This window comes from Microbacterium sp. A93 (assembly GCF_051842835.1).
The window spans coordinates 33,130-59,443 of record NZ_JBPXMT010000009.1 but is presented as its reverse complement, the minus strand read 5'-3'; the positions used below and the strand labels follow the sequence as shown (position 1 = coordinate 59,443).

Sequence of the window (26,314 nt, the reverse complement as noted above, 5' to 3'; positions counted from 1 at the left end):
CCCAGGGTGGCCCCAATCCGGGGCACAGAACGCAAGGGTCATCCGATTCCACGCAGTTCCGGCCCCCACGAGCGCCTGGATTGCGTGAAATCGGATGACCCTTCATCGCGACGGCCGGAACCTACCGCTGCTGGTCCTCGGCGCCCGGGTCCACCTGGGGCACGGCGCCGGTCACCGTGGACACGGCGGCCTCCTCGGCGTCCAGGTCCACTCCCTGGGTGAACTGAGACATGTACAGCCGGTAGTAGGCGCCCTCGGCGGCGAGCAGCTGCTCGTGCGAGCCCTGTTCCACGATGTCCCCGTGCTCCATCACCAGGATCGCGTCGGCATCCCGGATGGTGGAGAGCCGGTGCGCGATCACGAACGAGGTCCGCTCCGAGCGCAGGGCCGCCATGGCCTCCTGGACGAGCACCTCGGTGCGGGTGTCCACGGAGGAGGTGGCCTCGTCCAGGATCAGCAGGGCGGGATCGGCGAGGAAGGCGCGGGCGATGGTGATGAGCTGGCGCTCACCGGCGGAGATGTTGGCCCCCTCCGCCTCGATGACCGTGTCATAGCCTTCGGGCAGGGTGTGCACGAAGCGGTCCACGAAGGTCGCCGTGGCGGCCGCCACGACCTCCTCGTCCGTGGCGTCCAGCCGGCCGTAGCGGATGTTCTCCCGGATGGTCCCGCCGAACAGCACGGCATCCTGCAGCACCATCCCGATCTGGCCGCGCAGCACCCCGCGGTCCAGGGTGGCGGTGTCCACCCCGTCCAGCCGGATCTGGCCGCCGTCGATCTCGTAGAACCGCATGATGAGGTTCACCAGGGTGGTCTTGCCGGCGCCGGTGGGGCCCACGATCGCCACGGTCTGCCCCGGCCGGGCATCCAGGGACAGGTCCGAGATGAGCGGTTCCCCCGGGGTGTAGGAGAACTGCACGTGGTCGAACTCCACGTGCCCGTGCACGGGCTGGGCCAGCTGCCCGGGTGCCTTGCCGGCCATGCTGCCGGCCGGCGTCGTGCCCTTCTCCGTCTGGACCGAGAGGTCCTCGTCCTGCTCGTCCGCATCCAGCAGCTCGAAGATCCGCTCGGCCGAGGCCACACCCGAGATGAGCATGTTCGCCATGCCCGCCATCTCTCCCAGCGGGGCGTTGAACTCGCGGGAGTACTGGATGAAGGCGGTGACCTGGCCCAGGGACATCTGTCCGGTGGCCACGCGCAACCCGCCGACCACGGCGATCCCCACGTAGCCCAGGTAGGTCACCCACTGCATGATCGGCATGATCATGCCGGAGTAGAACTGGGCCCGGAACGAGGCCTCGTACAGGTCCTCGTTGTGCTCGTCGAAGCGTTCGCGCATGGCACCCTGGCGGCCGAACACGGTCACCAGCTCGTGACCCGTGAAGGACTCCTCGATGTGCCCGTTCAGCCGTCCGGTGTTCTTCCACTGCGCAGCGAACAGCTTCTGGGACTTCGAGCCGATCAGGCCCACCACCACGGCCGCGACCGGCAGGGCGATCAGGGCGATCAGGGCGAGCTGCCAGGAGAGCACGAACATCATGATGGTGATGCCGATGATGGTCATCACCGCGTAGAACAGGGAGGCGAAGGCCTGCTGCATGGCCGTCTGCACGTTGTCCACGTCATTGGTGGTGCGGGAGAGCAGGTCGCCGCGCTGACGCGTGTCGAAGTAGCTCAACGGCAGCCGGTTGACCTTGTCCTCGATCTGCTGACGCAGCCGGTAGACCACCCGCATGACGATCTCGTTGAGCACGAAGCCCTGGAGCCAGTCGAACAGCGAGGCCACCACGTACATGCCCAGCACCACGGCCAGCAGCCGGGACAGGGTAGTGAAGTCGATGCCGTCACCCAGCCAGCCGTTGAAGATCACGTCCATGGCCTGGCCCAGGATGGCGGGCGCCCAGACCGTGAGGACGGTGGAGATGGCGCCGAAGACGAAGGTCAGCACCACCCCGAGCTTGTGGTCCCTCAGGGTGCCGAACAGGCGCCCGAGGGAGGGCCAGAAGGATTTCGCCTTGCGCGGCGCGGAGTTGCCGCCCCACTCGTCACCGCCCACGTTGTCCTGCAGCTCGGCGATCTCCTGCTCGGACACGACGCCGGCCCCGGCACCGTCCGCTGCGCCGTCGCCCTGTGGCCTGGCGGCCACGGTGGACCGGTAGGCGGGGCGCTGGACGGCGGGGAACAGGTCCTCAGGGCGCCGGCTCTGGGCAGACGGGGTGTGTTCGCGCTTGCTCATGCCACTTCCTCCGCGCTGATCTGGGAATCCACGATCTCCCGGTAGGTCTCCGAGCTCTCGAGGAGTTCGTGGTGGGTGCCGCGGCCCACGATCCGGCCCTCCTCCAGGACGATGATCTGGTCGGCTTCCGTGATGCTGGAGACGCGTTGGGCGACCATGAGGGTGGTGGCGCCGTCCGTGTAGCCCGCCAGGGCGGCGCGCAGCCGGGCGTCGGTGGTGACGTCCAGGGCGGAGAAGGAGTCGTCGAACAGGTAAACCCTGGGCTTGGCCACGAGAGCGCGGGCGATGCACAGGCGTTGGCGCTGGCCGCCGGAGACGTTGGTGCCGCCCTGTGAGATGCCGGAGGCGAGTCCTGCGGCGGCGGACTCACCCTCGCCCGTGGTCCGGTCCCTCACGAACCCGGTGGCCTGGGCGGTGTCCAGGGCGTTCCACAGTTCGTCCTCGGTAGCCTCCGGCTTGCCGAAGCGCAGGTTCTCGGCCACCGTCCCGGAGAACAGGTAGGGCCTCTGCGGGACCAGCCCCACGGCCGCGGTCAGCGAGGCCCGGGACATCTGGTCCACCGGGACACCGTCGATCAGCACGGAGCCGGTGGTGGAGTCGTAGAGCCGCGGGATCAGGTTGACCAGCGTGGACTTCCCGGACCCCGTGGAGCCGATGATCGCGGTGGTCTTGCCGGCCTCGGCCGTGAAGGAGACCCCGTCCAGGATGGGGGCCTCCGCGCCGGGGTAGGAGAAGGTGACGTCGCGGAACTCGACGGTGCCGTCGCGGCGCTGCGGCTCGGTGGGGGACGCGGGCTCCTGCACGGAGCCGGTGGTGGTCAGGACCTCGCCGATCCGCCGCGCGGTGATCACGGCGCGGGGGAACATCATGAACATGAAGGTGCCCATCATCACGGCCATGAGGATCTGCAGCAGGTACTGCATGAACGCCGTCAGCGCGCCGACCTCCACGAGCCCGGCGTCCACCCGCTGGCCACCGAACCACAGCACGGCGGCGGTGGCCAGGTGCAGCACCATCGTGATGACCGGCCCCATGAGGACGAACAGTCGGCCGATGTTGATGGAGGTCCGGGTCAGGGTCTCGTTGGCGTCGGTGAAGCGCTGGGCCTCGTGGCGTTCACGCACGAAGGCCCGGACCACGCGGATGCCCATGATCTGCTCGCGCATCACGCCGTTGATGTCATCGATGTTGGTCTGCATCTTCTCGAACAGCGGCATCAGCCGGCGCACCAGCAGTCCCACGATCACCAGGAGCACGGGTACGGACACCCAGACCAGCCAGGACAGGCCCGGGTCCTCCTGGATGGCCATCACGATCCCGCCGATGGACATGATCGGGACCATGACCATGAAGTTCAGGGCCATCAGCACCACCATCTGCACCTGCTGCACGTCGTTGGTGCCACGGGTGATCAGCGTCGGGGCGCCGAAGTGGCCCATCTCCTCGGCGGAGAAGTGGTCCACGCGGGTGTAGATGGCCTGGCGGATGTCACGGCCGATCGACATGGACATCCGCGCGCCGAACCAGACGGCCGAGATCGCCGTGATGACCTGGGCCAGGGCCACGGCCAGCATGACGGCGCCCACGCGCCAGATGTAGTCGGTGTCGCCCGTGGCGATCCCGTTGTCGATGATGTCCGCGTTGAGGCTGGGCAGGTACAGCGTGGCCAGGGTGGCGGCCAACTGGAGCACCAGGACGGCCACGACGTGGGCCCAGTAGGGCTTGCCGTAGTGCCGGACGAGTTTCCACAGCATGGGTTTCGCTTCCGGTTCGTTCTGTCCTCACCGTCGCTCAGGCGGGAGGGATATCGGTGGGACCGTCGTCGAGCACACGGGCGCCACGTCTGCAGAGGCGGCAGTGACGGGAGGGGCTTCGGGTGGCGCAGATGGCGGATCCGAACATGGTCCACGACCATCATGCCTGACGTACCCGCAGATTAGGCCACGGTCCGCTGACAGTGAACCGATGCCGCAGGATCGGAACAGGCCCCTGCGTCCCAGCCCCTGTTTGCCACTCAGCCCTGGAGCCACTCAGCCCTGCAGCCGGTCCGCGTTGGCGTGGATCGCGTCCCGCAGGTACTGGCTCAGCCCGGGCCGCAGGTCACCGTAGGTCTTCGCGAACCGCGGGTCCTGGACGTACATGTCCCCCAGGTTGCGGTGGAACTCCCCGTCCACCGGAAAGAACCACCGGTCCAGGTGCACCCGCGCGGCCTCGGCGGCGTCCATGGCCTGGTCCGAGTCAGCGGGCTGTCCTGCATCCATCGCGGCCAGGATCAGCCGGTTGTTCTCCTCCGTCTCGGCGCTGATCCGTTCCCAGTCGGCCTGGGTGTAGGCCGCCGTCCGGCGCTGCGATTCGGCCCAGGCCTCGGTCTGGCCCCAGCGGTCCCGGGCCTCGGCCTGGTACTCCTCGAAGCGCTCCGTGTAGGCGTCTCCGAAGAGTTCGCGCATCTCGGTCTCGGTCAGGTCGAGGTCCTTCATGTCCTTCTCCAATGCTGTGTCCAGTGCGGCGAGCAGCCGCGAAAGTTCGGTGATCTTTTCCTCCACCAGCTCGCGCTGGCGTTCCAGGGCACGACGCCGGCCGGCCCCTTCCGCTGACGGGTCCCCTTCCGGCCCGGTCGAGCTGTCCAGGGCGGCGGCGATGTCCTCCAGCCCGAGGCCCAGCCGCCGGTAGGCGACGACCTGCTGGAGGCGCTCGACGTCCTCCGGGGCATAGAGCCGATAGCCGGCGGAGGACCGCGCGGCCGGGCACACCAGTCCGATCTGGTCATAGTGGTGCAGCGTCCGCACGGTGACGCCGGTGGTGGAGGCGGTCTCGCCCACCGTCATCAGCGCGACCTCGGGGTGTGTTGCTCCGTGCCGCCGGCGCAACCGCCGCGGTTCGATGTCCGCGCGTGCTCCCTGGCCCCTCGTCTTCTTCATATCCCCCACTGAACATCCTCACGCCACGTCAGGGTCAACCCCACCGGCCGGGTGCGTCAGGTGCCCGGTCAGGTCAGGTGGTCCATCCGGCCCTCGGCCCAGTCCGCGTGCCGGCTGGCCGAGCGGCGCACCACCCTGGAGGCCCCGCCGCCGGGAACACCCAGGACCCCGGAGAAGTTGTCATAGAGCCGCTCGTAGCGGTACCGGTCCAGGTGGGCGGCGATCCGCTCGGCCACGGCACCGGAGAGCGGCAGGTAGTTCGGGAAGGACCGCATGAACGTGGCCCACCTCCGGTCCCGGGCCACCCCCACGGTGTCCCCCGCGAGCAGCACCCCGGCCCCGTCCCGGCCGGGCCAGTGCACCACCACGGAGCCCGGGAAGTGCCCACCCGGTTGGGAGGCGCTCACCCCGGGAAGCCCAGCCAGCGGGGAGAGGGAACCGGACCACACGTGGACGGCAACGGGCCGCCGGGCCAGCCAGCCGACGTCGGGCTCGGAGACGTACACCGGCACGGGCCCCTCCGGGCCGGCCAGCGCCTCGGACCACGCCGACTGGACCCCGTACATGTGCGGGTGGGAGGCGATGATCCCCGCCAGCGGGCCGAGTCCTCGGACGTGCTGGACCGCGGCGGCATCGATGTACGTGGGCACGTCCACCATGAGGTTGCCCGCCGGAGTGACCACCACCTTCGCGTGCTGGCCGATTCCGACGCCGGCCCGCACCCGCAGCGCCCAGAGGTCCGGTTCCAGCTCGGCCACCTCGAGGCCCGCCCCGGCGTCGCGGAGCTCACCCACGGTGGTCCAGCGTTGCCCGCCGGCGGGGATCCACTGGCGGTCGTCCGCGCAGATCGTGCAGACGGCGGGCAGCCCCTCGGGGTGGGCGGCCGCCTGTTCCACCCCGCAGGTGGCACACAGGATGAGCCCGTCCCAGAGTTCGGGGTCGGAAGGTTCGCTCAGCGCGGCCGGCTGGCCCGGGTTCGTCATGGTTCGCTCCTCACGGATCCGGCGTCCATGCGTGGACCCTATCCCCGCGGCACGCGCAGGGGATACCTTCTGGCCATGGCGCTGGCACCGGGTCCGGGGGCGCAGCACCCCGCGGCCGGTGCTAGCCGCCGGCCCATTCGTGGGCGGCCTTGTTGCGCATCCCCACCAGCTCCAGGGCGCGCCGTTCCAGGTCCTGGTCGTGTTCGGTCCGGGCGGACCACTGGGGCACCGGGGCGGCGCGGCCGTCCGGGCCCGTAGAGACCATGACGGTCAGCCCGTGGGCGATCAGGGCGGACTCGCGCTCCCGGCGGTCTCCGGCGCGGGCCCGGACGGAGAGGTGCATGGACCGCGAGCTGGTGTGCACCAGTCGGGCCTCGAGCTCCACCAGATTCCCCACCCGCACGGGCCGGTAGAAGCGCACGCCGCCGGCGAAGACCGCCACCACGGGCTGACCGGACCACCGGGAGGCGCACACGTTGGCGGCCTCGTCGATCCACCGCATCACCGCTCCGCCCTGGACCTTCTCCCCCGGGTAGACCTCCCGGGTGTTCGCCACGAACCTCAGGACCACGGACTCACCGGTCAGGTCCGCGGCCGGCATCGGGGCCTCGACCATCGACTCCTCGACCTCGCGGCGGACGGAGCCGCGCAGCTGGGCGAGCCGTTGCCGCTCCTCCTCCTCGGGCGTCTCGGGCGCCCAGGGGCGCACCGGGATCGAATTGCCCTCAGCGTCCACCGCCACGTAGATCATGACGCACTCCGTGCTCACGGTGGCCTTGCCGTGGGCGTCCTTGACCTCCGGCAGGACCACCCGGGTCTGCACGTGCACGCTGGTCCGCCCCGTCAGGACCACGCGGGCCTGGACCACCACCCGGGTCTCCACGGGCACGCGATGGGCGAAGTACATGTTGCCCACGTAGGAGGACACCACGTTGGTGCCGGACCAGGAGGCGGCCGAGGCGTAGGCCGTCTTGTCGATCCAGGTCATGACGGTTCCAGCGTCCACGGTTCCATCAGGGTGGTCATAGGACTCGGCCCTGAATTGCAGGGCGATGGAGCTGTGGGTGGGCATGTAAACAAAATTAGCATCTGTGATGGATGCCACGTCCATCAGAATCTCACCAAGTGGAAACTCTTCGTCAAACACCAGCTGTCTCCCAGCCGTCCCTCAGCCGCCGGGATGGTCGGCCACAATGGTGGGATGGAGAACTTCCCGACGCCGGCCACCCCCTCGCCCGGCCCGTCGCCGGCCGCTGCGGGGCCGGAGACGGCCGTGGCCCGCCAGCACGAGGTCACCCTGCGGTTCCTCGCGGCCCCCACTGATCGAGGCAAGTCCGGCACCGTGGATGCCGGCCGGGTGCTGGAGTGGGTGGACAAGGCCGCCTTCGCCACCGCGACCGGCTGGAGCGGCAGCTACTGCGTCACGGCCTACGTGGGCAACATCCATTTCGAGCACCCCGTCCAGGTCGGCGAGATGGTGGAGGTGACCGCCACCGTGCTCTACACGGGCCGGTCCTCCATGCACATCAACACCACCGTCCGCTCGGGTGATCCGAAGTCGGGGCTCCTCACCGAACGGGCCCGCTGCCTGGTGATCTTCGTAGCCGTGGATGGCGAGGGCCACTCCACCGCTGTCCCCGAGTTCGTCCCGCGCACCCTGGAGCAGGAGCTGGCCCGTGACTACGCGAGGTCGCGGATCCCGGTCCGGGACGAGATCGCGGCCGAGCTGCGCCGGCAGGACTACACGGAGGCGGGAACGGCCGAGAAGGTGCTGCTGCGGTTCCTCGCCGCCCCCACGGACGTGAACTGGGGCGGTAAGGTCCACGGCGGGATCGTCATGGAGTGGATCGACACGGCCGCCTACCTCTGCTCCTCGCGGTACTGCGGCCGGGACACCGTGGCCGTCTTCTCCGGGGGCATCCGTTTCCTGCACCCCCTGCACATCGGTGACCTCGTGGAGGTCGAGGCGCGGCTGATCTACACGGGCCACAAGGGCATGCACATCGCCGTGGAGGTCCGCTCCGGGGATCCGAAGGGCGGCCGGCTGGAGCCGACCACGAACTGCATCACCGTCATGGTGGCCCGGGACGGGGAAGGCACCTCCGTGCCGGTGCCGGCGTGGGAGCCCGTCAGCGACGAGGACCGCCGGCTGTGGCAGCACGCCCGGACCCTGCTGCGGATCCGGGGACAGGCCCAGGGCAACCGGCTGCCCAATCACCTGCTCGACCACGAGACACACGCGGCACACGCGGCACACGCGGCACACGCGGCACACGAAGCGCACGAAACACAGGAGGACCACTGATGGACCGCAGTCAACGCGGATACTGGGACGTCTCGCTGCCGGCCGCACCGGAAGGCGGGCAGGCCGCCCGGCTCACGGCCGCCGTCGGGCAGGTGGGTGGCCCGCAGCTGGCCGACTGGGCCGTGCGCCTGCTGACCGGGCGCGCCCAGCCGGGGGATCCGGGGGATCCGGACATCGCGCTGATCCGCGGGGAGGCCTCCCACCTGGATCCGGAGCTCGCCCTGGACCCGCACCTGTCCCGGTGGCTCGGCGCCCGCGTCCTCCGGTATCACTGGCACCCCCGGGCCGCGCAGGCCGTGCTGGCCGGCCTGACGGACGAGAGCCCGGCCGTGCGGCAGGCGTGCTGCCGCATCGTGGCCGCCCAAGGGGCCCCGGAGCTGGTGGACGCCGCCGGGACGGTCGAGTCACTGCTGGGCGATCCCGAACCCCGGGTGCGCAGCGCGGCCGCCCTGGCGCTCGGGGAGGTCGGTGGCGAGCGCGCCGCCACCGCCCTACAGGGGTTGCTCATGGATCCGGACTCGGTCCTGGCCGAGGCCGCCGAGGAGGCCCTGGAACGACTGGCCGAACGGCACGGCCGGCCGGACCTGCGGGCCGAACCGGAGTACTGAGCCGGAGTACTGGACCCCGGGGCGGAGTGCTACTCGGCGCGGAAGCGGACCTGGTGCCAGCCGCTCGCCCCGTTCGGTACGGTGTCGGCCCGCTCTGATGTCTGGACCTCACCGTCCCGGTTGACCGCGCGGACCCTCGCCGTGTGCTCACCCGGCTCGCCGGCCCACTCGAACGACCACTGGCGCCAGGTGTCCACCGTGGCCTCAGCCGCCAGGGTGGCGTCCTGCCACTCCCCCTCGTCCACCTGCACCTGGACGGCCCCGATGCCGGTCGTCTGCGACCACGCCGTGCCGCCGAGGACGGCCCCGCCGGCCGGTACCGTCTCGAAACCCCGCGGCACATCGATCCGCGAGGCCAGTTTGATGGGCCCTCGCTCGGACCAACCGCGCTGGGTCCAGTAGGCGGTTCGGTCCGCGAAGCGGGTGAGCTCCAGGTCCACCACCCATTTGGTGGCCGAGACGTAGCCGTACAGCCCGGGGACCACCATGCGCACCGGAAAACCGTGCTCCAGCGGCAACGGCTCCCCGTTCATGCCCACGGCGAGCAGTGCTGCGCGGTCATCGGTCAGGACCTCCAGCGGCGTGGAGGCGCTGAAGCCGTCGGCCGAGGTGGAGAGCACCATGTCCGCACCGGCCAGCGGCCGGGCCCGCGCGAGCAGCTCCCTGATCGGATAGCCCAGCCACTTGGCGTTCCCGGCCAGCTCGCCGCCCACCGGGTTCGAGACGCACGTCAGCGTCAGCCAGGTCTCCTCCAGGTCCTTCTCCATCAGCTCGGCGAAGCCCAGGGTGAACTCCTCCTCGACCATGCCGTGGACCCGCAGCTCCCAGGTGGTGGGATCGATCCGGGGCACGGACAGGGCCGTGTCGATGCGGTAGAACTGGCCGTTAGGGGTGACGAAGGGAGGCATCCCGGGCACCGGGGCCCCCACGCCGTCGGGCAGCGCGGCCGCAGCCCGACGCGCTCCCGGCAGCCTCAGGGCGTCCCGGGTGGCCTCCACCGCGCTGCCCGCAGCGGACAGTGCGCGGCCACCAGCCAGGGCCGCCGCGGCCACCACCGTGCTCAGGCCCGCGGCCACGAGGAAGGTGCGCCGCGCCGGCCCCTGTGCGGACCGTCCGGCCGCCTCCCCGGGGCGCTCCGAGGCGGCTGCCGCAGGGTCGCCGCCCGGGAGACTGCGGTGTGCCAGCCGCACGAGCCCGTTCAGGGCCGCCACACCCGCCACCCCTCCAGCCACGGTCGGCACCAGATCGGCCACCCCGGTTCCTGCCCGGGACATCACCGCCACACCCAGGAGGATGGCGATGGCCGCACACAGTGCGGAGGCCACGGCCAGCCTCCGGCGCGCCAGCAACCCCAGCCCTGCCGCCACCACCAGAGCCACCACGCCCATGGACACCAACAGCACGAGTTTGTCGGCCGTGCCGAAGACGTCGATGGCGACGTCCTTCAGCCAGGCCGGCGTCACGTCGATGAAGGCGGCCCCCACGGCCACCAGCGGTGAGGAGGCCGGGGAGAACAGCACGGAGATCAACTCGGCCACCCCGAACAGCAGGGCTGCCGCGATGGCACCGGAGGCGGCGAAGGGCCACCGGCGGGACGGCCACCGGGTGGATGGACTCAGTTCGGAGGTCCCGGTCATGGCACTCATTCTTCTCTCCCTCGGCTCTACGGCAAGGGGCCGGCCCGGTCCCGCGACCGCGGTTCCGGGCCGGCCGGTGACGTCCAGTCCGTTCAGTCCGTTCAGTCCATGGCGGGCATCAGGACGGAATCGACCAGGTAGACGGTCGCGTTGGCGGTCTGGACGCCGCCGCAGATGACGTTGGCATCGTTGACGGTCATCTCATCACCGCTGCCGGTCACCTCGAGGTCCTCGCCCTGGACGGTGGTGTGCATCCCCTCGATCTCGTCCGGGGACAGCTGGCCGGGCACCACATGGTAGGTCAGTACCGAGGACAGCATGTCGGCGTCCTCCACCACGGCGTTCAGATCCGCCTCGGGGATGGCGGCAAAGGCGTCATCCACGGGGGCGAACACGGTGAACTCGTCCCCGTTGAGGGTGTCAACCAGGTCCACGTCCGGGTTCAGCTCAGCGGAGATGGCCGAGGTGAGCGTGGTCAGCATCGGGTTGTTGGAGGCCGCAGTGGCCACCGGGTCCATGGCCATGCCCTCCACCGAGCCGGCTCCGTCCGGAACCTCCTCGGCGTAGGCGCCGCACCCCGGGCCCACCAGGTTGGCGGCCGGGTCCATCATGGACTCGGAGGCACCGGGGGCGCCCGACTCGGAAGCCTCCATGGACTCTGACATGGAGGGCGAGGAGGACATCGAGGCGTCCTCGGAGGCCGCCGGTTCCTCCGTGGGGCCGCCACAGGCGGTCAACCCGAGAGCCGCAACGGCGGCCAGGCCCAGCATGGTGTTTCGCATCGTCGTCTTCATGACCTACTCCTTTTAGTGCATGGACCCTGACGGTCCACCGGTCCTTCCCGCCACCACATCGGGCGGGCTGTCGTGGGGTGTTCGGAGCCACCCCCGGCCCGGATGGGTCCGCGGTGAAAAAAAGTTCGGCGGGCCCGCCCGTGGGACCCGTGGACCCCACCGGGACACCCGCCGGGACACCGGCCGCGCACCTGCCGCGCACCCGTCGCACTCCATCCGCACGCCAGCCGGATGCGGCACCACTACCCTTGGGGGATCATGCAATGCCCCCATTTCGACGCCGGCGAGTGCCGCTCCTGCCCCCTGATGGGGGTGCCCTACGCCGAGCAACTGGCCACCAAACAGGCCGGGGTCCGTGCCCTGCTGGACCCGGTGGCCGGCACCCGCGCCCCGGACGGCGGCGAGCTGTGGGGCGAGCCGGTCCCCTCCGCGGAGTCCGGCTTCCGGAACAAGGCCAAGATGGTGGTCACCGGCACCGCCGAGGCGCCCCGGCTCGGCATCCTCGATCCTCGCCAGCATCCCAAGCATCACGACGGCACGGGGGTGGACCTGCGCGATTGCGGCCTCTACGAGCCCGCCCTCGGCGCCGCCTTCCCGGCTGTGGCGGAGGTCATCACCGCCTCCGGGCTGGTCCCGTACGACGTGGGCACCCGCACGGGCGAGCTCAAACACGTGATCCTGACCCTCTCCCCCACCGGCGGGCTGATGATCCGCTTCGTCCTCCGCTCCACGGACCAGCTGCCGGCACTGCGCGCCGCTGTCCCCGCGTTGCAGCGGTTCCTGCCGAACGCCCAGGTCATCACGGCGAATCTGTTGCCAGAGCACCGCGCAGTGCTGGAAGGTCCTCAGGAGATCCACCTCGCCGGGGAGCCCACCCTACGGATGCCGTTGAACGGCATCCCCCTGAACCTTCGCCCCCAGGGCTTCTTCCAGACCAACAGCGCTCTGGCCGCCGCCCTCTACGCGCTGGCCTCCGAGTGGCTCGATGCCACGGAGGCCACCAGCGTCTGGGACCTGTACTGCGGCGTGGGCGGCTTCGGCTTCCAGCTCGCGCAGGTCCGGGGGCACGACGCCGGCCCGGTCGGCCCCCTGTCCGCCGGCACCGAGCGCTCGGTGTGGGGCCTGGAGACCTCGCCGGACGCCGTCGCCGCCGCCCAGGTGACCGCCCGCGAACTGGACGTGGCGGACCGGGTGCGTTTCGCCGTCGGGGATGCCACGGTCCTGGGTGAGGCACCCGATCAGGTGCCGGACGCCGTCGTGGTCAATCCACCCCGGCGGGGCATCGGTGCGGAGCTGGCCGACTGGCTGGAGGGCTCCGGGGTCCGGCACGTGCTGTACTCCAGCTGCAACGCGGCCACCTTGGCCAGAGACCTGGAGCACCTGCCCGAGTACCGGCCGGTGCGGGCGCGGCTGCTGGACATGTTCCCGCAGGCGGCGCACTACGAGGTGTTGATGCTGCTGGAGCGGCGCTGAGACCCCCGCCCCTCACCGTGGGTGGTCAGTTCCCGTGGGTGATCAGTTGTCGCCGCCTTCAGCCGCCCCCACCCCACAACAAGTGACCACTCAACTGACCGCTCACGCGGGCCGCCGGACCGTTCAGCGCCGATTCTGGGGCCGGGGCCCCTGATGGCTAGGCTGGATTCATGCATCCACTGACCCGTCCCATCGAGCTCTCGGGCCCCGCCCGACGCCACGCGCTGCGTCATTTCCGTGCGGTGATCTTTGACATGGACGGCGTGGTGACGGACACTGCGGGCGTCCACGCCCGGGCCTGGAAGGACCTCTTCGACTCGAGCCTGTCGGCGGTGGGCGCCCTGCCTCAGAACGAGGCCACCGTGGCGGCAGCTCCCCGGGCCCTGCGGCCCTTCGACGAACGCGCGGACTACCTGGAGTTCGTGGACGGCAAACCCCGCGAGGACGGGGTGCGCTCGTTCTTCGCCTCCCGTGGACTGCTGGTGCCTGAGGCGCCCGAGGCGCTTGAGGTGCCTGAGAGGCCGGAGAGGCCGGGCGTACTCGTGGAGGCGCTGACCGTGCAGGGTCTCGCGGAGCGCAAGCAGGGGTTCTTCGAGGAGGTCCTGCACCGGGACGGGGTCACCGTGTTCCCGGAGACCCTCGCCCTGCTGACCCAGTTGCGGCAGGACGCGGTGCCGACGGCGCTGGTCACCTCCTCCCGGAACTCCGGGGTCGTGCTGGGTGCGGGCCACGTGGAGCGGATGTTCGACGTGGTGGTGGACGGCAACACCGCCCTGGAGCGCGGCCTGCCGGGCAAGCCGGATCCGGCGATGTTCCGGCTCGCCGCCCAGCAGCTGGGGGTGGAGCCGGTGGACGCGATCGTCCTCGAGGATGCGGCCTCCGGCGTGCAGGCCGCCCGCGACGGCGGCTTCGGCCTGGTGGTCGGCGTGGACCGGGCCCTCGATCCGCAGCGACTCAAGGACGCCGGGGCGGACGTGGTGGTCGAGGACATCTCCACCCTGCACCTGGGCCAGCGCACCACCCGGCCCTTCGACCCGAACTGGGTCCTGGCCTACGATCACTTCGACCCGGCCGAGGAGGGGACCCGGGAGGCCCTGTGCACACTGGCCAACGGCTACTGGGGCACCCGCGGATCCGTGCCCGGCACCACAGCCGGGACCACCCACTACCCCGGCACCTACCTGGCGGGTGTCTTCAACCGGCTGCAGTCCACGGTGCAGGGCAAGACGGTGGAGACCGAGCACATGGTCAACGCACCGGACTGGACGTTCCTGCGGGTCACCCTGGCCGGTGGCGAGGAGTTGCTCCCGCACAACCCGAACATGGTCTCCTACCGCCAGGAGCTCGATCTGCGCCGCGGACTGCTGTCCCGCACCATGCGGTTCCGCGATGACCAGGGGCGGACCACCCGTGTCAGCACCCGCCAATTCCAGTCCTTCGCGGGCCACCACCTGGCCGCCATGGAGCTGACGGTGGTGGCCGAGGACTGGTCCGGCACCGCCACGGTGCGCTCCATGATCGACGGTCGCGTGGCCAACCAGAACGTCGCGGATGACCGTGAGCTCTCCGCCGACCACTGGGAGCCGGTTGAGTCCCGTGAACTGGACGGTGAGACCGTGCTGTTGGAGACGGTGACCAGCCAGTCCGGCGTCCACGTGGCCACGGCGGCCCGGACCCGCTTCCAATACCCCGCCGATGCGCCCGAACCGGTCCGCACGCCGGTGGAGCTGGGCCCCCTCGTGGCCGGACATGATATCGAGATCGAGCTGGCCGAGGGAGTGCCGGTGATGTTCGACAAGATCGCGGCGGTGGCCAACACGCACGACCACGCGATCTCCACGGTGTGGCACAACGCGGCCAAGCGGATCGAACGGACCGGCTCCTTCCGTCAGCTGCTGACCTACCACGAGGAGATGTGGGGGGTGAACTGGTCCCGCTTCGCGGTACGGCTGGATCCCGCACCCGAGCAGCAGGGCCACCTGTTGCCGCCGGCCACCCGGTTCGAGGCCACGGAGGTCCTGATGCGGTCGGGTACCACCCAGCGCCACCAGCTGGCCCTGAACCTGCACACCTTCCACGTGCTGCAGACCTCCTTCGGCTCCCGCAGCGACCTCGACGCGGGGCTGGGCGCCCGTGGCCTGCACGGCGAGGGCTACCGGGGCCACATCTTCTGGGACGAGATCTTCATCTACCCCATGCTGACCCTGCGCCGGCCAGATCTGACGCGCGGCCTGCTGATGTACCGCTACCGTCGGCTCGGAGAGGCCCAGGCCAACGCCCGCGCCGAAGGGTACCGCGGGGCCATGTTCCCGTGGCAGTCCGGCTCCGACGGCCGCGAGGAGACGCCCACCGAGCTGTGGAACGAGCGCTCCGGAGAATGGATGCCGGACAACTCCCACCACCAGCGGCACGTCTCCCTGGCCGTGGCGTACTCGGTGCTGCGTTATGTGGAGGCCACCCAGGACGAGACCTTCGTCTCGGACTACGGCGCCGAGATGCTCGTGGAGATCTGCCGATTCTTCGTCTCGATGGCGCACTACAACCCGGAGCGGGGCCGGTATGAGCTCCATGGCGTGATGGGGCCGGATGAGTACCACGACGGCTACCCGGACACCCCGGGATCCGGGCTGCGGAACAACGCCTACACCAACGTGCTGCTGTCCTGGGTGCTGTCCGAGACGGTGCGGCTGGTGCAGTGGCTCGACGGGCTGGACGATCCGCTGACCGAGTGGCTGGACGTCTTCGAGGACGAGCTGGCACTGTGGGCGGACATGGGCCTCAAGCTGCGTGTGCCGTTCCAGGACGGTGGCGTGATGAGCCAGTTCGATGGCTACGAGGACCTGGAGGAGTTCGACTGGGCCGCCTACCGGAACCGGTACGGGAACATCGGCCGGCTGGACCTGATCCTGCAGGCCGAGGGTGACAGCACGAACCGCTACAAGCTCTCCAAGCAGGCGGACGTGCTGATGCTCGCCTACCTGTTCTCCTCCGAGGAGCTCCAGGGCATCCTGAACCGGATGGGCTACCACTTCACCTCCGAGGACTTCACGGCCACGGTGGACTACTACCTGGCCCGTACCTCCCACGGCTCCACCCTGTCCCGCCTGGTCCACGGCTGGGTGGCGGCCCGGACCGACCGCTCGAGCTCCTGGGAGCTGTTCCAGGAGGCCCTGGAGGCGGACCTCTCGGACACCCAGGGCGGCACCACGCGGGAGGGCATCCACCTGGGGGCCATGGCCGGCACCGTGGACATGGTCATCCGCTGTTATGCCGGGGTGGAGACCCGCTCGGACACCCTGTGGCTGCACCCCCTGCTGCCCCTGGAGGTGCCCGGTGTGCAGTTCACCATCCGGTTCCGCCGCCAGCCGCTGAGCGTGCGCATCACCCAGTACTGCATCACCCTGCAGCTGCTCGAGGGCTCCGCCCTGCCCATCCACCTCAACGTGGAGGGGCGGGAGAAGACCATGCACCCCGGCGAGAAGTGGACCGTGCCGCTGCTGAACCGGAACCCGGCGCTGACGGCCTCGGTGGACCCCATGGCCTGCGTCTCCCCCGAGGCCGGCATGCTCGGCATCCTCTGACCTCCTGCATTTTGTGTCGAGTTGGAGTGGGTGTCTCGGCAATACACCCACGCCAACTCGACTGAAGGTGAGGGGTGGGGTCATCCTGAAGGCGGGGTCATCCTGGAGTCGTACACGCTGGCCGGCAGGTTCACCCTGCAGTGGCTTCTGGGACACCCCCTGAAGCGGGCACGGTAGAGAGCATGAGCCACGCACCCGCCTATGCCCCCGCAGCCGCCACCTCCACCTCCGCCCCGCCGGAGTCCAGCACCGAGCTGCCCGACCACGCCCCCGCACTGTTGGCCCTGCTGATCACCCTCGTCGCGGTCGGGGGCGGACTCGGCCTTCTGACGACCCTGGGAGAGAGCACCCGCCTGGTCATCATGGTGGCCGTGGGCCTGGCGGTCGCCGCCGCCACCCTGGCGATCGTGCGGCGTGCCAGAATCCACCCATGAGGACTTCTTCGATGCCCCCGTCGTCTCAGTCGTCTCAGTCGTCTCCGGCTTCCTCCGCGGCCCCCGCTGTACCAGTGGCCGCCGTGCCAGTACCCGCCGTGCCCGTGGTCGCCGCGCCCATGGCCGGCGGCCCCTCCACGTGGCAGTTGGCGGCGGCCGTGTCCGCCGTCGGCGGGATCGGATTCCTGGCCGGCGGTATGCGGCCGGTGGAGAAACTGGCCCAGGACGTGGACTCGGTCCGGCAGGCCATCACGGCGCCCTTCGGCGTGAACCTCTTCGTCCCCGAGCCGGCCAACACCGCCATCCCCGCGGAGCGCACAGCGCCCGGATCCCCAGCACGACGACGGCGCGCGGCCGAGGTGGCCGCGTACCGTTCCAGCCTGCTCGCCGAGGCGTCGCGCCTCACCCTGGACCCCGCCGTTCTGCCGGCCGCGGACGCCCTGGACCCGGACGCCACCGACGGCTGGGACGCCAAGCTGGACGCCGCCGAAGCCGGCCGCTGGTCCCTGGTGACCTTCACCTTCGGGCTGCCCGCCCCGGAGATCTTCGAACGACTGCACGCCTCCGGCTCCGCCCTGGGGGTCACCGTCACCACGGTCTCCGAGGCCACCCGGGCCCTGGAGCACGGGGCCGATCTGCTCTGCGTGCAAGGCCCCGAGGCCGGCGGTCACCGCTCGGTGCATGATCCCGCGGCGGATCCCGGGACCACCGCCCTGGTGGACCTGGTGGCGGAGGTGCGGGCCGCCGTCGGGCCCTCGGTTCCGCTGTTCGCCGCCGGCGGGATCATGGACGCGGAGTCGGTGCGCGCCGTGCTCTCCGCGGGGGCCACCGCGGCCCAGTGCGGGACAGCCTTCCTGCTGGCCGATCAGGCCGGCACCTCCGCCCTGCAGCGTGCGGCCCTGGAGCAGGCCGCCGCCGGCACCCGCTTCACCCACGACGACGGCTCCGCCCGCACCGCGCTGACCCGCGCCTACTCCGGGCGCTGGGCCCGCGGGCTGGAGAACCGGTTCATGCGCGAGCACGCCGACGCCCCGGCCGCCTACCCGGAGGTCAACGACCTCACCCAGCCGCTGCGCGCCGCCGCCACCGCGATCGGTGATGCGGAATCCGTCAGCCTGTGGGCCGGTGTCGGGGCCGCGCGCACCCGCACCGCCCCGGCGGAGGAGATCCTGGAGGCCCTGACCCCGTGAATCCCCTGCGCCGCGTCGACTCCTGGTTCCGCACCCACCCGGTCATCACGGACGTGCTGGTGGCGTGCCTGCTGGTGCTGACCTTCTCCACCCTGTCCATCGGGGCCGCCGCGCCGATCTCCGTCCCGGACGTGGACGGCCTGCCCTGGATGCTGCTGGCCTTCTTCATCTCCGTGGGCCAGCTCGCCCCGTGGGCCATTCGGCGGTGGAGGCCCGTGCTCGCGGCGGGGATCACCGCGTTCTTCTGCGTGCTGCAGCTGCTGCTCGGTCCGGAGCTGTTGCCCTCGGTGGTCGCCGTGCCCATGATGGTCCACAACCTCGCCGTCAACGCCCCCCGTTGGGCGTCCCTGGCGGGCATCGGCACGGCCCTGGCGGGTGCCGTGCTCAACGGAGCGAAGATCGCCTACGCCCCACCCTCCTTCCTGGATCCGGGTGCGGATCTGATCTCCAACAACATGTCGATGTATGGCGATCCCGCCCAGCAGGCCGTGATCGCCGTATCCTTCGCCGTGGGGGCTGCGGCGATCGTGCTCGCGGCCTGGGCCTTCGGTGACCTCGCCCGCACCCGCCGACTCGCCATGGAGCAATTGCGCGACCGCGCCCGGCAGCTCGAGGTGGAGGCCGCCCAGGAGCGGGAACTGGCAGCGGCGGACGAGCGCAACCACATCGCCCGGGAGATGCATGACATCGTGGCCCACTCCCTGCAGGTGGTCATCACACAGGCGGACGGCGGCCGGTACGCCGGCGCCCAGGACCCGCGGGTGGCGGTGGACACCCTCGGCACCATCTCGGAGACGGGGCGCAAGGCCCTCGGGGAGATGCGCCGGCTGCTGGGGGTGCTGCGCGGGCCCGAGGCCACCGAGTTCCATCCGCAGCCGGGTTTGGGGGACCTCGAGGCCCTCGTGGAGACCATCCGCCTGACGGGCCTGACGGTGGACTTCACGGTGGAGGGCACCGCCCGACGCGCCCTGCCCGCCGGTGGGGAGCTCGCGGCCTACCGCGCCGTGCAGGAGGCACTGACGAACACCGTCCGACACGGCGGCACTCACGCGGCCGCCACCGTGCGGTTGCGCTGGACGGGCCAGGGGCTGGTCATCGAGGTCCAGGACAACGGCCGCGGCGCGGCAGCCTCCCCGTCCACCCAGGGCTCGCAGCAGGGACTGGTGGGACTGCGGGAGCGGATCGGGCTCTTCGGCGGCACCGTGGCGGCCGGCCCGCGGCAGGGCGGCGGTTTCGCCGTGCACGCGACGGTGCCGTACCAGGAGATCTGAGTCACAGGAGATGATGGAAGCGTGACAGAGACCGTGAATCACCAGCAGGACCCCATCCGAGTGGCCCTCGTGGACGACCAGCAGCTGGTCCGCTCGGGCCTGGCGATGCTCGTCAACTCACAGCCGGACCTGACGGTCGTGGCGGAGGCCTCCAATGGCCGCGACGCCGTGGCCTCCCCCGCCGTGCGCGGTGCGGATGTGGTCCTGATGGACATCCGCATGCCCGAGATGGACGGCATCGCCGCCACCCGGGCGCTGCTTCCCGAGGAGCACGACGCCGGCCCCGCGCCTGCCGCGGTGGGCCCGCGCGTGGTGGTCCTGACGACCTTCGACCTGGACGAGTACGCGCTGGAGGCGATCGAGGCGGGCGCCTCGGGGTTCCTGCTCAAGGACGCGCCGCCGGAGGAGCTGCTGGCCGCGATCCGCACCGTCCACCGGGGGGACGCGGTGATCGCCCCGTCCACCACGCGCCGGCTGCTGGACCACATGGCCCCAACCCTGCGGCGGGAGAACGCGGCGGACCAGCGGTGGCAGCGGGAGTCGGCGGCCGTGGACTCCCTGACGCCGCGCGAACGCGAGGTGCTCGGGCTGATGGCGCGCGGGGACTCCAACCAGGAGATCGCCGCAGGTCTCTTCCTCTCCGAGGCCACCGTGAAGACCCACGTGGGCCGCGTGCTGGCCAAGCTCGGCGCCCGGGACCGCGTGCAGGCCGTGGTGACGGCCTACCGGACCGGAATCGCCCAGCCGTAGGCCGCCGCCGTCACGCCGGGGCCCCACTCTCCGGACCTACCCGGTGGTCGGCAGGAACAGCAGTCCGGCGAAGGCCCAGATCACCAGGCACACCAGGAAGAACGGCAGGGTGACACGCAGCAGGTTGCCGCGGGTCACGCGCGGGCCGGGATGGTCCGCGTGGTCCTCCTGGCTGGCCAGCCGGTAGGCCAGCTCAATACGGGCGGGGCTGGTAAGGCAACCCAGGCCCGCGGCCGAGTTCTGCGAGGCCATCACCCACAGGGGGTCCACACCGAGGGCATGGGCGGCGGCGGTCTGGGTGCCGCCGAACATCGCGTTCGCCCCCGTGTTGGACGCGGTGATGTAGCCGCCGAGCCCGCCGATCCACGGAACCAGGAACAGGTATCCGCCGCCCAACGTGGTCAGCGCGGTGGCCAGGCTCTCCGCCAGGCCGCCCCCGGAGACGGCGTAGCCGAGGAGCAGGTAGAGGCCGGTTGGGACGGCGGCGCCCAGCCACACCCGCCCCGTCTCCCGCGGCAGCATCCACCGGTGGTGACTCTCCATCCTGAGGATCCAGATACCGGCCACGGCGCCGGTGATGGACCACAGGGCCGGGGAGCCCAGCACAGCGCCGAGAGCGTTCGGCAACAACGTCCGTTCGAGGACCTGGCCGGCGATCGTCCCCACCAGCAGGATCAGGTAGGGGGCGAGGGAGCGCCAGGGGGTGGGCTGGAGCCGGCCGCGGCTGATGACCAGGGCCCAGCCGGCGGACATCAGCAGGGAGCCCACCGCGCCCGCCACGGCGGTGCCGAGCAGCAGGTTGCTCAGCATAACCAGCGTGCTCTGCACCAGCCCGGCGGCGAATCCCATGGCCGCCCACGTGGCATAGGCCTTGGCGTCGGCCTCCCCGCGGAAGGCCCCCACCTCGTGGGAGCCGCGGCCGGCCACCATGGCGGCGAGCGCGCCGCCGGCCACGAAGGGCAGGACGTTGAAGACACCGGAGGCCAGGCCCATGTCCATCAGCGAGACCCCGGCGATCTCGGAGCCGAGCAGGGTTCCCGGGGCCATGGACCCCCAGGGCGCCACCGTCAGGCCCAACAGGGCCAGCAGCGCGGCGCGCAGGGGCGTGAAGCCGAGGGCCCGCAGCAGCGGGATGGCGATGATGACGGAGACGCCGAAGCCCGTGACGGATTCCATGAAGGGCACCACGCCGGTGACCATGAGCAGGGCTGAGGCCACGGTGGGGCCGCCGCCGGCCGAGAGCCAGATGGCGATCCGCTGCTGCGCGCCGGTGCGGTCCATGACCCGGGAGAGCAGCACCCCGCCGCCGATGATCGCCAGGACCTCCACCACGGTCCAGGCGCCGCCGCCGAAAGTCTCGCCGAGGGCCACCCACGGCGCACCGAACCAGGTCACGGCGATCAGGAGGGCGGCCGCCAGGCCCGCGCCGGGGGCCACCCAGGCGGGGAGTCTGGTCGGCAGCAGGCCGAGCGTCAACGCAATGGGCAGTGCCGCCATGAGGACATCCACTGACGGCCTCCCCCTTCACCGAGATGATGTGATGTGGCGGCCGCCGGTCCCGGCGCCGCCCCAGCGAATGCTACCCCCGCCTCAGTCGGACCGGTCTGCGGTGGTGACGCCGGACGCCGCGACCAGCCGACCCGCACGAACTGAGTCCCACGGATTGGCCCTGGAATCACCCGGGCGGGGCCACTCCTTGCTACTCAGTTGCCGGAGGCTCCGGGATGACCCCGAGTCATCCCGGAGGATGACCCTGAACGGCCACGGAACAGGCCCGTCGGTGGATCCGCGGCGGCCACGTATCCGGTTGAGTGGCTTGCATGGACACCACTACCGCCACCACCTCCCCTGACCATCGAGCGCCCGACGCCGGCCATGCGGCCGGTTCATCCGCCTCCGGTGCCGCTTCGCGCGGCTCCACAGCCGCCTCCGCCCGCGGGCTCTTCAAGACCTACGGCAAGGGCGAGGCCGCGGTGCATGCCCTCGCCGGCGTGGACGTGGACTTCGCCGCCGGGGCATTCACCGCCATCATGGGACCGTCCGGCTCCGGCAAGTCCACCCTCATGCACTGCCTGGCCGGCCTCGACACCGCGGACTCCGGTTCGATCATGCTGGGCGGCCAGGAGATCACCGGCCTGAAGGACACCGAGCTGACCAGGCTGCGCCGCGACCGCATCGGCTTCGTCTTCCAGGCCTTCAACCTGGTCCCCACCCTGACGGCCGAGCAGAACATCGTGCTGCCGCTGGACCTGGCCGGAAAGCCGGTGGACCGGGCCTGGATGGCCGATGTGGTCGGCATCCTGGGCCTGACCGACCGCCTCAAGCACAAGCCGCACGAGCTCTCCGGCGGGCAGCAGCAGCGCGTGGCCGTGGCCCGCGCCCTGCTGACCCGGCCGGACGTGGTGTTCGGTGACGAGCCCACCGGCAACCTGGACTCCGTCACCGGCGCCGAGGTGCTCTCCCTGCTGCGCCGGTCCTCCCGGGAGATGGGCCAGACCATCATCATGGTCACCCACGATCCCTCGGCCGCCTCCTACGCCGACCGCGTGGTGCTGCTCGCCGACGGTCAGCTCGCCGGGGAGATCACCGATCCGACCCCGGAGAACGTTCTGGCATCGCTGGCGAAGCTGAACATGGTCGGGGGCGCCTGAGCCATGCTGAAACTCGCACTGTCCCAATTGAGGGACCAGCCCCGCCGCTACATCTCGGTACTGCTGGCCATCACCATCGGCGTGACCTTCCTGGCCTCCGCCCTGCTCGTGGGATCTTCCTCCACGGCCAGCCTCCGCAATTCACTGGGGGCCACCTATTCGAAGGCCGACCTCGTGATGGCCCCGGCCGCCGGGGCCGCTGACACGTTCGGCACCATGGAGTCCCTGGCCGAGGTGGCCGGCTCCTCCCCCGAACCCGGTCCGCTGCAGGACGTCGAGGGCGTTCAGGAGGCCTATGCCCACGTGGTCACGGCCGTGGGCGTCCAGCGCCCGGCCGACGCCGAGGGCCAGGGCACCTGGAGTCCCGACTCCGATTACGCCCTCGCCTCCACGGTCCCCGAGGACACCTCGTTGGTGGCCGAGCCCCTCGTGACCGGTGCGTACCCGGCCGCCGGGTCCACCACCGAGATCACCCTGGATGAGCGCACCGCCGAGAACTTCGGGCTCGACGTCGGCTCCACCACCTTCCTGATGTCCGGCAGCTCCGAGGACGCGGCCGGCCGCAGGGTCACCGTGACCGGGCTGACCGAGGTCTCCCAGGACCCCAACGCGATCGGCGCCATCCAACTGAAGATGGACGATGCCCTGGCCGAAGCCCTCCGGGCCGACATGGTCCGGGCCCTGACGTCCGGGGCCGGTGCCGCGGCCGGCGAGGAAGGGGCCGGCGCGGCAGAGGTCGAGGAGATGCTGGGCCGCGAGTACGCCGAACACGTCCTCATCCGGCTGGCGGACGGGGCCGACCTCGCCACCGTGCAGGCCGCTCTGCTGGAGTTCGCCTCGGCAGAGGGGATGGAGGCCTCCGTGGCCACCCCGGACGTACAGGCACAGGAACAGGTCGCCCAGATGACCGGTTCCAACATCTTCGTGTACGTCCTCGGGGCCTTCGCAGTGATCGCCCTGCTGGTGACGGCGCTGGTCATCTCCAACACCTTCTCGGTGCTGGTGGCCCAGCGCTCCCGCGATCTGGCCCTGCAGCGCGCCCTGGGTGCCTCCCGCCGGCAGGTGCGCGGTGCGGTCCTGACCGAGGCCGGCATCATCGGCGTGGTCGGGGCCATCATCGGCTCGGCCCTGGCCAGCGGGATCGTGGCCGCCCTGGTGGCGTGGGGCTCCACCAACCAGGGCTTCGGGTTCCTGACCTTCGAGGTCAACCCGCGGGACCTGATCGCCTGCGTGGCCGTGGGCATGGTCCTGACCATCATCGCCTCGTTCTCCGCCGCGCTGGCCGCCACCCGGGTCTCCCCGCTGGAGGCCATGCGCCCCCGGGAGGATGCAGCGGTCGGCAACCGAGCCGGCGTCGTCCGCCTGGTGTTCGGGTCCCTGTTCCTGTTGGCCGGGCTGGCCGGGCTGGTCTGGGGTGCCGCGGTCGCGAACTTGGCCATCGCGGTGGCCGGTGGTGCCCTGTCCTTCGTGGGCGTGCTGATGCTCGCGATCCTGTTCGTGCCGGCCGTGGTGTCCGTGGCCGGCCTGGCCGCCAAGCCGGCCGGTGTCCCCGGCCGGATGGCCCGGCTGAACTCCGTGCGCAACCCGGGACGCACCGCCTCCACCGCGGCGGCCCTGCTGATCGGCACCACCCTGGTGGCGATGATGCTCACGGGCGGGCGCACCGCCCAGCAGCAGATGGACACGATCTTCGCTGCCGAGTTCCCGGTGGACCTGCAGGTTCAGCTCGTCGGCGGCGAGGGCGCCGCAGCTGCCCTGGACGGTGCGGATGCCACCGCCCAGCAGCCGGGTGCAGGCGCTGATGCCGGTGGCCTGGACGCCGCCGCGGCCCTGACCGCCCAGCAGGCTGTGACCGGCGTGGACGGCATCGACTCCGCCGCAATCCTACTGCCGGCCGGAACCACGGCTGCCGATGCCGGTGCGGAGGCCGGAGGAGCTCCCGTCTTCGCCGCCGACCCGGACGAACTGCGTTCCGTGGTCTCGGGCATGCCCGCCGGAGACGCCACCGAGCGTCTCGGCGAGCGCGGGACCATCCTGGTGCCCAACACCATCGAGGCGGATACCCTGACCGTCACTGGGGCCACCGGCTCCGTGGAACTGGATGTCATCCACAGCGCCTCGTCCGCCATCAGCCCCGTGATGACACTCGAGGACGCCCGTTCCATCGGCCTGGAGGAGGACACCACCGCGGGATCCGGTCAGGGTGCCGGCCAGGAGTCCGCGGCTCCGCAGCTCTGGCTCGACGCCTCGGACGGGGTCACCATGGACGGGCTGCAGCAGCTGAACACGGACGTCGCCCAGGCGGCCGGGGTCTCGCAGGACAAGATCTCCGGGGACCTGAGCATCCGGCTGCTGTTCTCCGTGGTGATCGACGGCATGCTCATGGTGGTCACCGCACTGCTCGCGGTCTCCGTGCTGATCGCCCTGATCGGCGTGGCCAACACCCTGTCCCTGTCCGCGATCGAGCGTTCCCGGGAGAACTCGCTGATGCGCGCCCTGGGGCTGACGCGGCGCGGGCTGCGCGGCATGCTGGCGCTGGAGGCGGTGCTGATCTCCGGGGTGGCTGCCCTCATCGGCTGTGCCCTCGGAACGTTCTACGGCGGCATGGGCGCCCACACGGTCTTCGGGCCGATGGCCGCGGGGATCGGCCAGTCGATCGTCTGGCCCGTGGTCCCGTGGTGGGAGCTCGCCGTGATCGTGGCCGTCTCCGTGCTCGCCGGGCTGCTCGCCTCCGTGGCGCCGTCCCAGCGGGCCGCCAAGCTGGCTCCGGTGCAGGGGCTGGCCATGGCCTGACCCGCGTCGCCCCTTCCGGACCGACCCATCACACCGCGCCTCTGGACCGACCCATCGAGTAGGGAGGACACGCTGAGATCATCGTGCTGATGCCAGCGTGTCCTCCCTACTCGATCTCGGCGCCGCGGGGGACCTTGAGGAACTGGGGAACTTGGACCGAGCTGCGCAGGATCGGAGTCGCAACGGGTTCCGGGCCGGTCCTAGGGTCGATGCCATGGACCAGAGCGACATCGGCACCAGCATGTACCTCAACCTGCCCACCCAGGACGTGGCGGCGGCCCGCGAGTTCTGGACGACGGTCGGCGTGCCTATCTCGGAGGACTACTCGGACGAGAACGCCGTCTCGCTGTCCTTCAGTCCCCACGTCACCGTGATGCTGCTGGCCCGGGACTTCTACGCCAGCTTCCTCCAGGGAAAACCCGTGGCGGACCCCCACGCCGCCAGCGGCGCCATCGTCGCCCTCGACGCCCAGTCCAAGGAAAGCGTCGATCCCTTCGTGGACGCCGCCCTGGCCGCAGGCGCCACCGAGGTCCCGCCCGGCGACCCCAACCCCGCCCAGGAGATGGTGGACGCCGGCCTGATGTACGGCCGCACGTTCACGGACCCGGACGGCCACCAGTGGGAGATCATCTGGATGTCCTCGGAGATGCCCGAGGGCTGAACCGCCTGGCGGCACGGGCGGAGCGGGGATCA

19 protein-coding genes are annotated in these 26,314 nt (G+C 70.9%); 11 read left to right on the top strand and 8 right to left on the bottom strand.

Features of this window, described 5'->3' with window-relative positions:
* Window positions 1-121: 121 nt before the first annotated feature.
* The 5 genes from ACSU1G_RS21505 to ACSU1G_RS21485 all read right to left on the bottom strand — a co-directional run bounded on the left by ACSU1G_RS21505 (window position 122) and on the right by ACSU1G_RS21485 (window position 7,206).
* Window positions 122-2,233, bottom strand: a complete 2,112-nt coding sequence (locus ACSU1G_RS21505; RefSeq protein ID WP_439282064.1) for an ABC transporter ATP-binding protein — start codon at window positions 2,231-2,233, stop codon at window positions 122-124.
* Window positions 2,230-3,987, bottom strand: coding sequence for an ABC transporter ATP-binding protein (locus ACSU1G_RS21500; protein ID WP_439282063.1), 1,758 nt, complete (start codon window positions 3,985-3,987; stop codon window positions 2,230-2,232). The genes ACSU1G_RS21505 and ACSU1G_RS21500 overlap by 4 nt, the downstream gene beginning before the upstream one ends.
* 276 nt (window positions 3,988-4,263) lie before the next feature.
* Complete coding sequence (locus ACSU1G_RS21495) at window positions 4,264-5,151, bottom strand: MerR family transcriptional regulator (protein ID WP_439282062.1); 888 nt, start codon at window positions 5,149-5,151, stop codon at window positions 4,264-4,266.
* Window positions 5,152-5,219: 68 nt separating this feature from the next.
* Complete coding sequence (locus ACSU1G_RS21490) at window positions 5,220-6,134, bottom strand: hydrolase (protein WP_439282061.1); 915 nt, start codon at window positions 6,132-6,134, stop codon at window positions 5,220-5,222.
* 121 nt (window positions 6,135-6,255) lie between these two features.
* Complete coding sequence (locus ACSU1G_RS21485; protein ID WP_439282060.1) at window positions 6,256-7,206, bottom strand: acyl-CoA thioesterase; 951 nt, start codon at window positions 7,204-7,206, stop codon at window positions 6,256-6,258.
* 129 nt (window positions 7,207-7,335) lie between these two features.
* Here ACSU1G_RS21485 and ACSU1G_RS21480 point away from each other — a divergent pair, with 129 nt between their 5' ends.
* Both ACSU1G_RS21480 and ACSU1G_RS21475 read left to right on the top strand, forming a co-directional pair.
* Window positions 7,336-8,439 (top strand): acyl-CoA thioesterase, encoded by a 1,104-nt coding sequence (locus tag ACSU1G_RS21480; protein WP_439282059.1) that lies wholly within the window; start codon window positions 7,336-7,338, stop codon window positions 8,437-8,439.
* Window positions 8,439-9,047 (top strand): HEAT repeat domain-containing protein, encoded by a 609-nt coding sequence (locus tag ACSU1G_RS21475; protein WP_439282058.1) that lies wholly within the window; start codon window positions 8,439-8,441, stop codon window positions 9,045-9,047. Before ACSU1G_RS21480 ends, ACSU1G_RS21475 begins: the two co-directional genes overlap by 1 nt.
* A 29-nt stretch (window positions 9,048-9,076) precedes the next feature.
* Here ACSU1G_RS21475 and ACSU1G_RS21470 read toward each other — a convergent pair whose 3' ends face one another.
* Together ACSU1G_RS21470 and ACSU1G_RS21465 are read right to left on the bottom strand one after the other, a co-directional pair.
* On the bottom strand, window positions 9,077-10,684 hold the full coding sequence (locus ACSU1G_RS21470) for a molybdopterin-dependent oxidoreductase (RefSeq protein ID WP_439282057.1): 1,608 nt from the start codon (window positions 10,682-10,684) through the stop codon (window positions 9,077-9,079).
* 101 nt (window positions 10,685-10,785) lie between these two features.
* Window positions 10,786-11,478, bottom strand: a complete 693-nt coding sequence (locus ACSU1G_RS21465) for a fasciclin domain-containing protein (RefSeq protein WP_439282056.1) — start codon at window positions 11,476-11,478, stop codon at window positions 10,786-10,788.
* Between the two features lie 258 nt (window positions 11,479-11,736).
* Between ACSU1G_RS21465 and ACSU1G_RS21460 the strand changes: the two genes are divergently transcribed.
* From ACSU1G_RS21460 to ACSU1G_RS21435, 6 genes are all read left to right on the top strand, one after another.
* Window positions 11,737-12,951, top strand: coding sequence for a methyltransferase domain-containing protein (locus ACSU1G_RS21460; RefSeq protein WP_439282055.1), 1,215 nt, complete (start codon window positions 11,737-11,739; stop codon window positions 12,949-12,951).
* 170 nt (window positions 12,952-13,121) lie between these two features.
* A complete protein-coding gene (locus ACSU1G_RS21455) occupies window positions 13,122-16,532 on the top strand; it encodes an HAD-IA family hydrolase (RefSeq protein WP_439282054.1) in 3,411 nt (1,136 codons plus the stop codon).
* A 182-nt stretch (window positions 16,533-16,714) separates the two neighbouring features.
* Window positions 16,715-16,966 carry a hypothetical protein gene (locus tag ACSU1G_RS21450; protein ID WP_439282053.1) on the top strand — a complete coding sequence of 84 codons (252 nt, stop codon included), beginning with the start codon at window positions 16,715-16,717 and terminating at the stop codon, window positions 16,964-16,966.
* A gap of 83 nt (window positions 16,967-17,049) precedes the next feature.
* A complete protein-coding gene (locus tag ACSU1G_RS21445) occupies window positions 17,050-18,156 on the top strand; it encodes an NAD(P)H-dependent flavin oxidoreductase (RefSeq protein ID WP_439282052.1) in 1,107 nt (368 codons plus the stop codon).
* Window positions 18,153-19,427, top strand: coding sequence for a sensor histidine kinase (locus ACSU1G_RS21440; RefSeq protein WP_439282051.1), 1,275 nt, complete (start codon window positions 18,153-18,155; stop codon window positions 19,425-19,427). The genes ACSU1G_RS21445 and ACSU1G_RS21440 overlap by 4 nt, the downstream gene beginning before the upstream one ends.
* Window positions 19,428-19,448: 21 nt before the next feature.
* Window positions 19,449-20,177, top strand: coding sequence for a response regulator (locus ACSU1G_RS21435; RefSeq protein WP_439282050.1), 729 nt, complete (start codon window positions 19,449-19,451; stop codon window positions 20,175-20,177).
* A gap of 36 nt (window positions 20,178-20,213) precedes the next feature.
* On the opposite strand, the gene ACSU1G_RS21430 is transcribed toward ACSU1G_RS21435, so the two are convergent.
* Window positions 20,214-21,674 carry an SLC13 family permease gene (locus tag ACSU1G_RS21430; protein ID WP_439282049.1) on the bottom strand — a complete coding sequence of 487 codons (1,461 nt, stop codon included), beginning with the start codon at window positions 21,672-21,674 and terminating at the stop codon, window positions 20,214-20,216.
* A 323-nt stretch (window positions 21,675-21,997) separates the two neighbouring features.
* Between ACSU1G_RS21430 and ACSU1G_RS21425 the strand changes: the two genes are divergently transcribed.
* The 3 genes from ACSU1G_RS21425 to ACSU1G_RS21415 all read left to right on the top strand — a co-directional run bounded on the left by ACSU1G_RS21425 (window position 21,998) and on the right by ACSU1G_RS21415 (window position 26,282).
* Window positions 21,998-22,828: an ABC transporter ATP-binding protein gene (locus tag ACSU1G_RS21425; protein WP_439282048.1), complete on the top strand. Its 831-nt coding sequence runs from the start codon at window positions 21,998-22,000 to the stop codon at window positions 22,826-22,828.
* A gap of 3 nt (window positions 22,829-22,831) precedes the next feature.
* Window positions 22,832-25,621, top strand: coding sequence for an FtsX-like permease family protein (locus tag ACSU1G_RS21420; protein ID WP_439282047.1), 2,790 nt, complete (start codon window positions 22,832-22,834; stop codon window positions 25,619-25,621).
* A gap of 214 nt (window positions 25,622-25,835) precedes the next feature.
* The gene (locus tag ACSU1G_RS21415) at window positions 25,836-26,282 is read left to right on the top strand and encodes a VOC family protein (RefSeq protein ID WP_439282046.1); all 447 of its coding nucleotides are present in this window, start codon (window positions 25,836-25,838) and stop codon (window positions 26,280-26,282) included.
* The last annotated feature ends 32 nt before the right edge of the window (window positions 26,283-26,314 follow it).

Coding starts and splice junctions, on each gene's coding strand:
- ACSU1G_RS21420 (WP_439282047.1), top strand. CDS start 22,832: ATGCTGAAACTCGCACTGTCCCAATTGAGGGACCAGCCCCGCCGCTAC.
- ACSU1G_RS21480 (WP_439282059.1), top strand. CDS start 7,336: ATGGAGAACTTCCCGACGCCGGCCACCCCCTCGCCCGGCCCGTCGCCG.
- ACSU1G_RS21415 (WP_439282046.1), top strand. CDS start 25,836: ATGGACCAGAGCGACATCGGCACCAGCATGTACCTCAACCTGCCCACC.
- ACSU1G_RS21430 (WP_439282049.1), bottom strand. CDS start 21,674: ATGGCGGCACTGCCCATTGCGTTGACGCTCGGCCTGCTGCCGACCAGA.
- ACSU1G_RS21485 (WP_439282060.1), bottom strand. CDS start 7,206: ATGCCCACCCACAGCTCCATCGCCCTGCAATTCAGGGCCGAGTCCTAT.
- ACSU1G_RS21470 (WP_439282057.1), bottom strand. CDS start 10,684: ATGACCGGGACCTCCGAACTGAGTCCATCCACCCGGTGGCCGTCCCGC.
- ACSU1G_RS21450 (WP_439282053.1), top strand. CDS start 16,715: ATGAGCCACGCACCCGCCTATGCCCCCGCAGCCGCCACCTCCACCTCC.
- ACSU1G_RS21455 (WP_439282054.1), top strand. CDS start 13,122: ATGCATCCACTGACCCGTCCCATCGAGCTCTCGGGCCCCGCCCGACGC.
- ACSU1G_RS21505 (WP_439282064.1), bottom strand. CDS start 2,233: ATGAGCAAGCGCGAACACACCCCGTCTGCCCAGAGCCGGCGCCCTGAG.
- ACSU1G_RS21500 (WP_439282063.1), bottom strand. CDS start 3,987: ATGCTGTGGAAACTCGTCCGGCACTACGGCAAGCCCTACTGGGCCCAC.
- ACSU1G_RS21490 (WP_439282061.1), bottom strand. CDS start 6,134: ATGACGAACCCGGGCCAGCCGGCCGCGCTGAGCGAACCTTCCGACCCC.
- ACSU1G_RS21475 (WP_439282058.1), top strand. CDS start 8,439: ATGGACCGCAGTCAACGCGGATACTGGGACGTCTCGCTGCCGGCCGCA.
- ACSU1G_RS21495 (WP_439282062.1), bottom strand. CDS start 5,151: ATGAAGAAGACGAGGGGCCAGGGAGCACGCGCGGACATCGAACCGCGG.
- ACSU1G_RS21465 (WP_439282056.1), bottom strand. CDS start 11,478: ATGAAGACGACGATGCGAAACACCATGCTGGGCCTGGCCGCCGTTGCG.
- ACSU1G_RS21425 (WP_439282048.1), top strand. CDS start 21,998: ATGGACACCACTACCGCCACCACCTCCCCTGACCATCGAGCGCCCGAC.
- ACSU1G_RS21460 (WP_439282055.1), top strand. CDS start 11,737: ATGCAATGCCCCCATTTCGACGCCGGCGAGTGCCGCTCCTGCCCCCTG.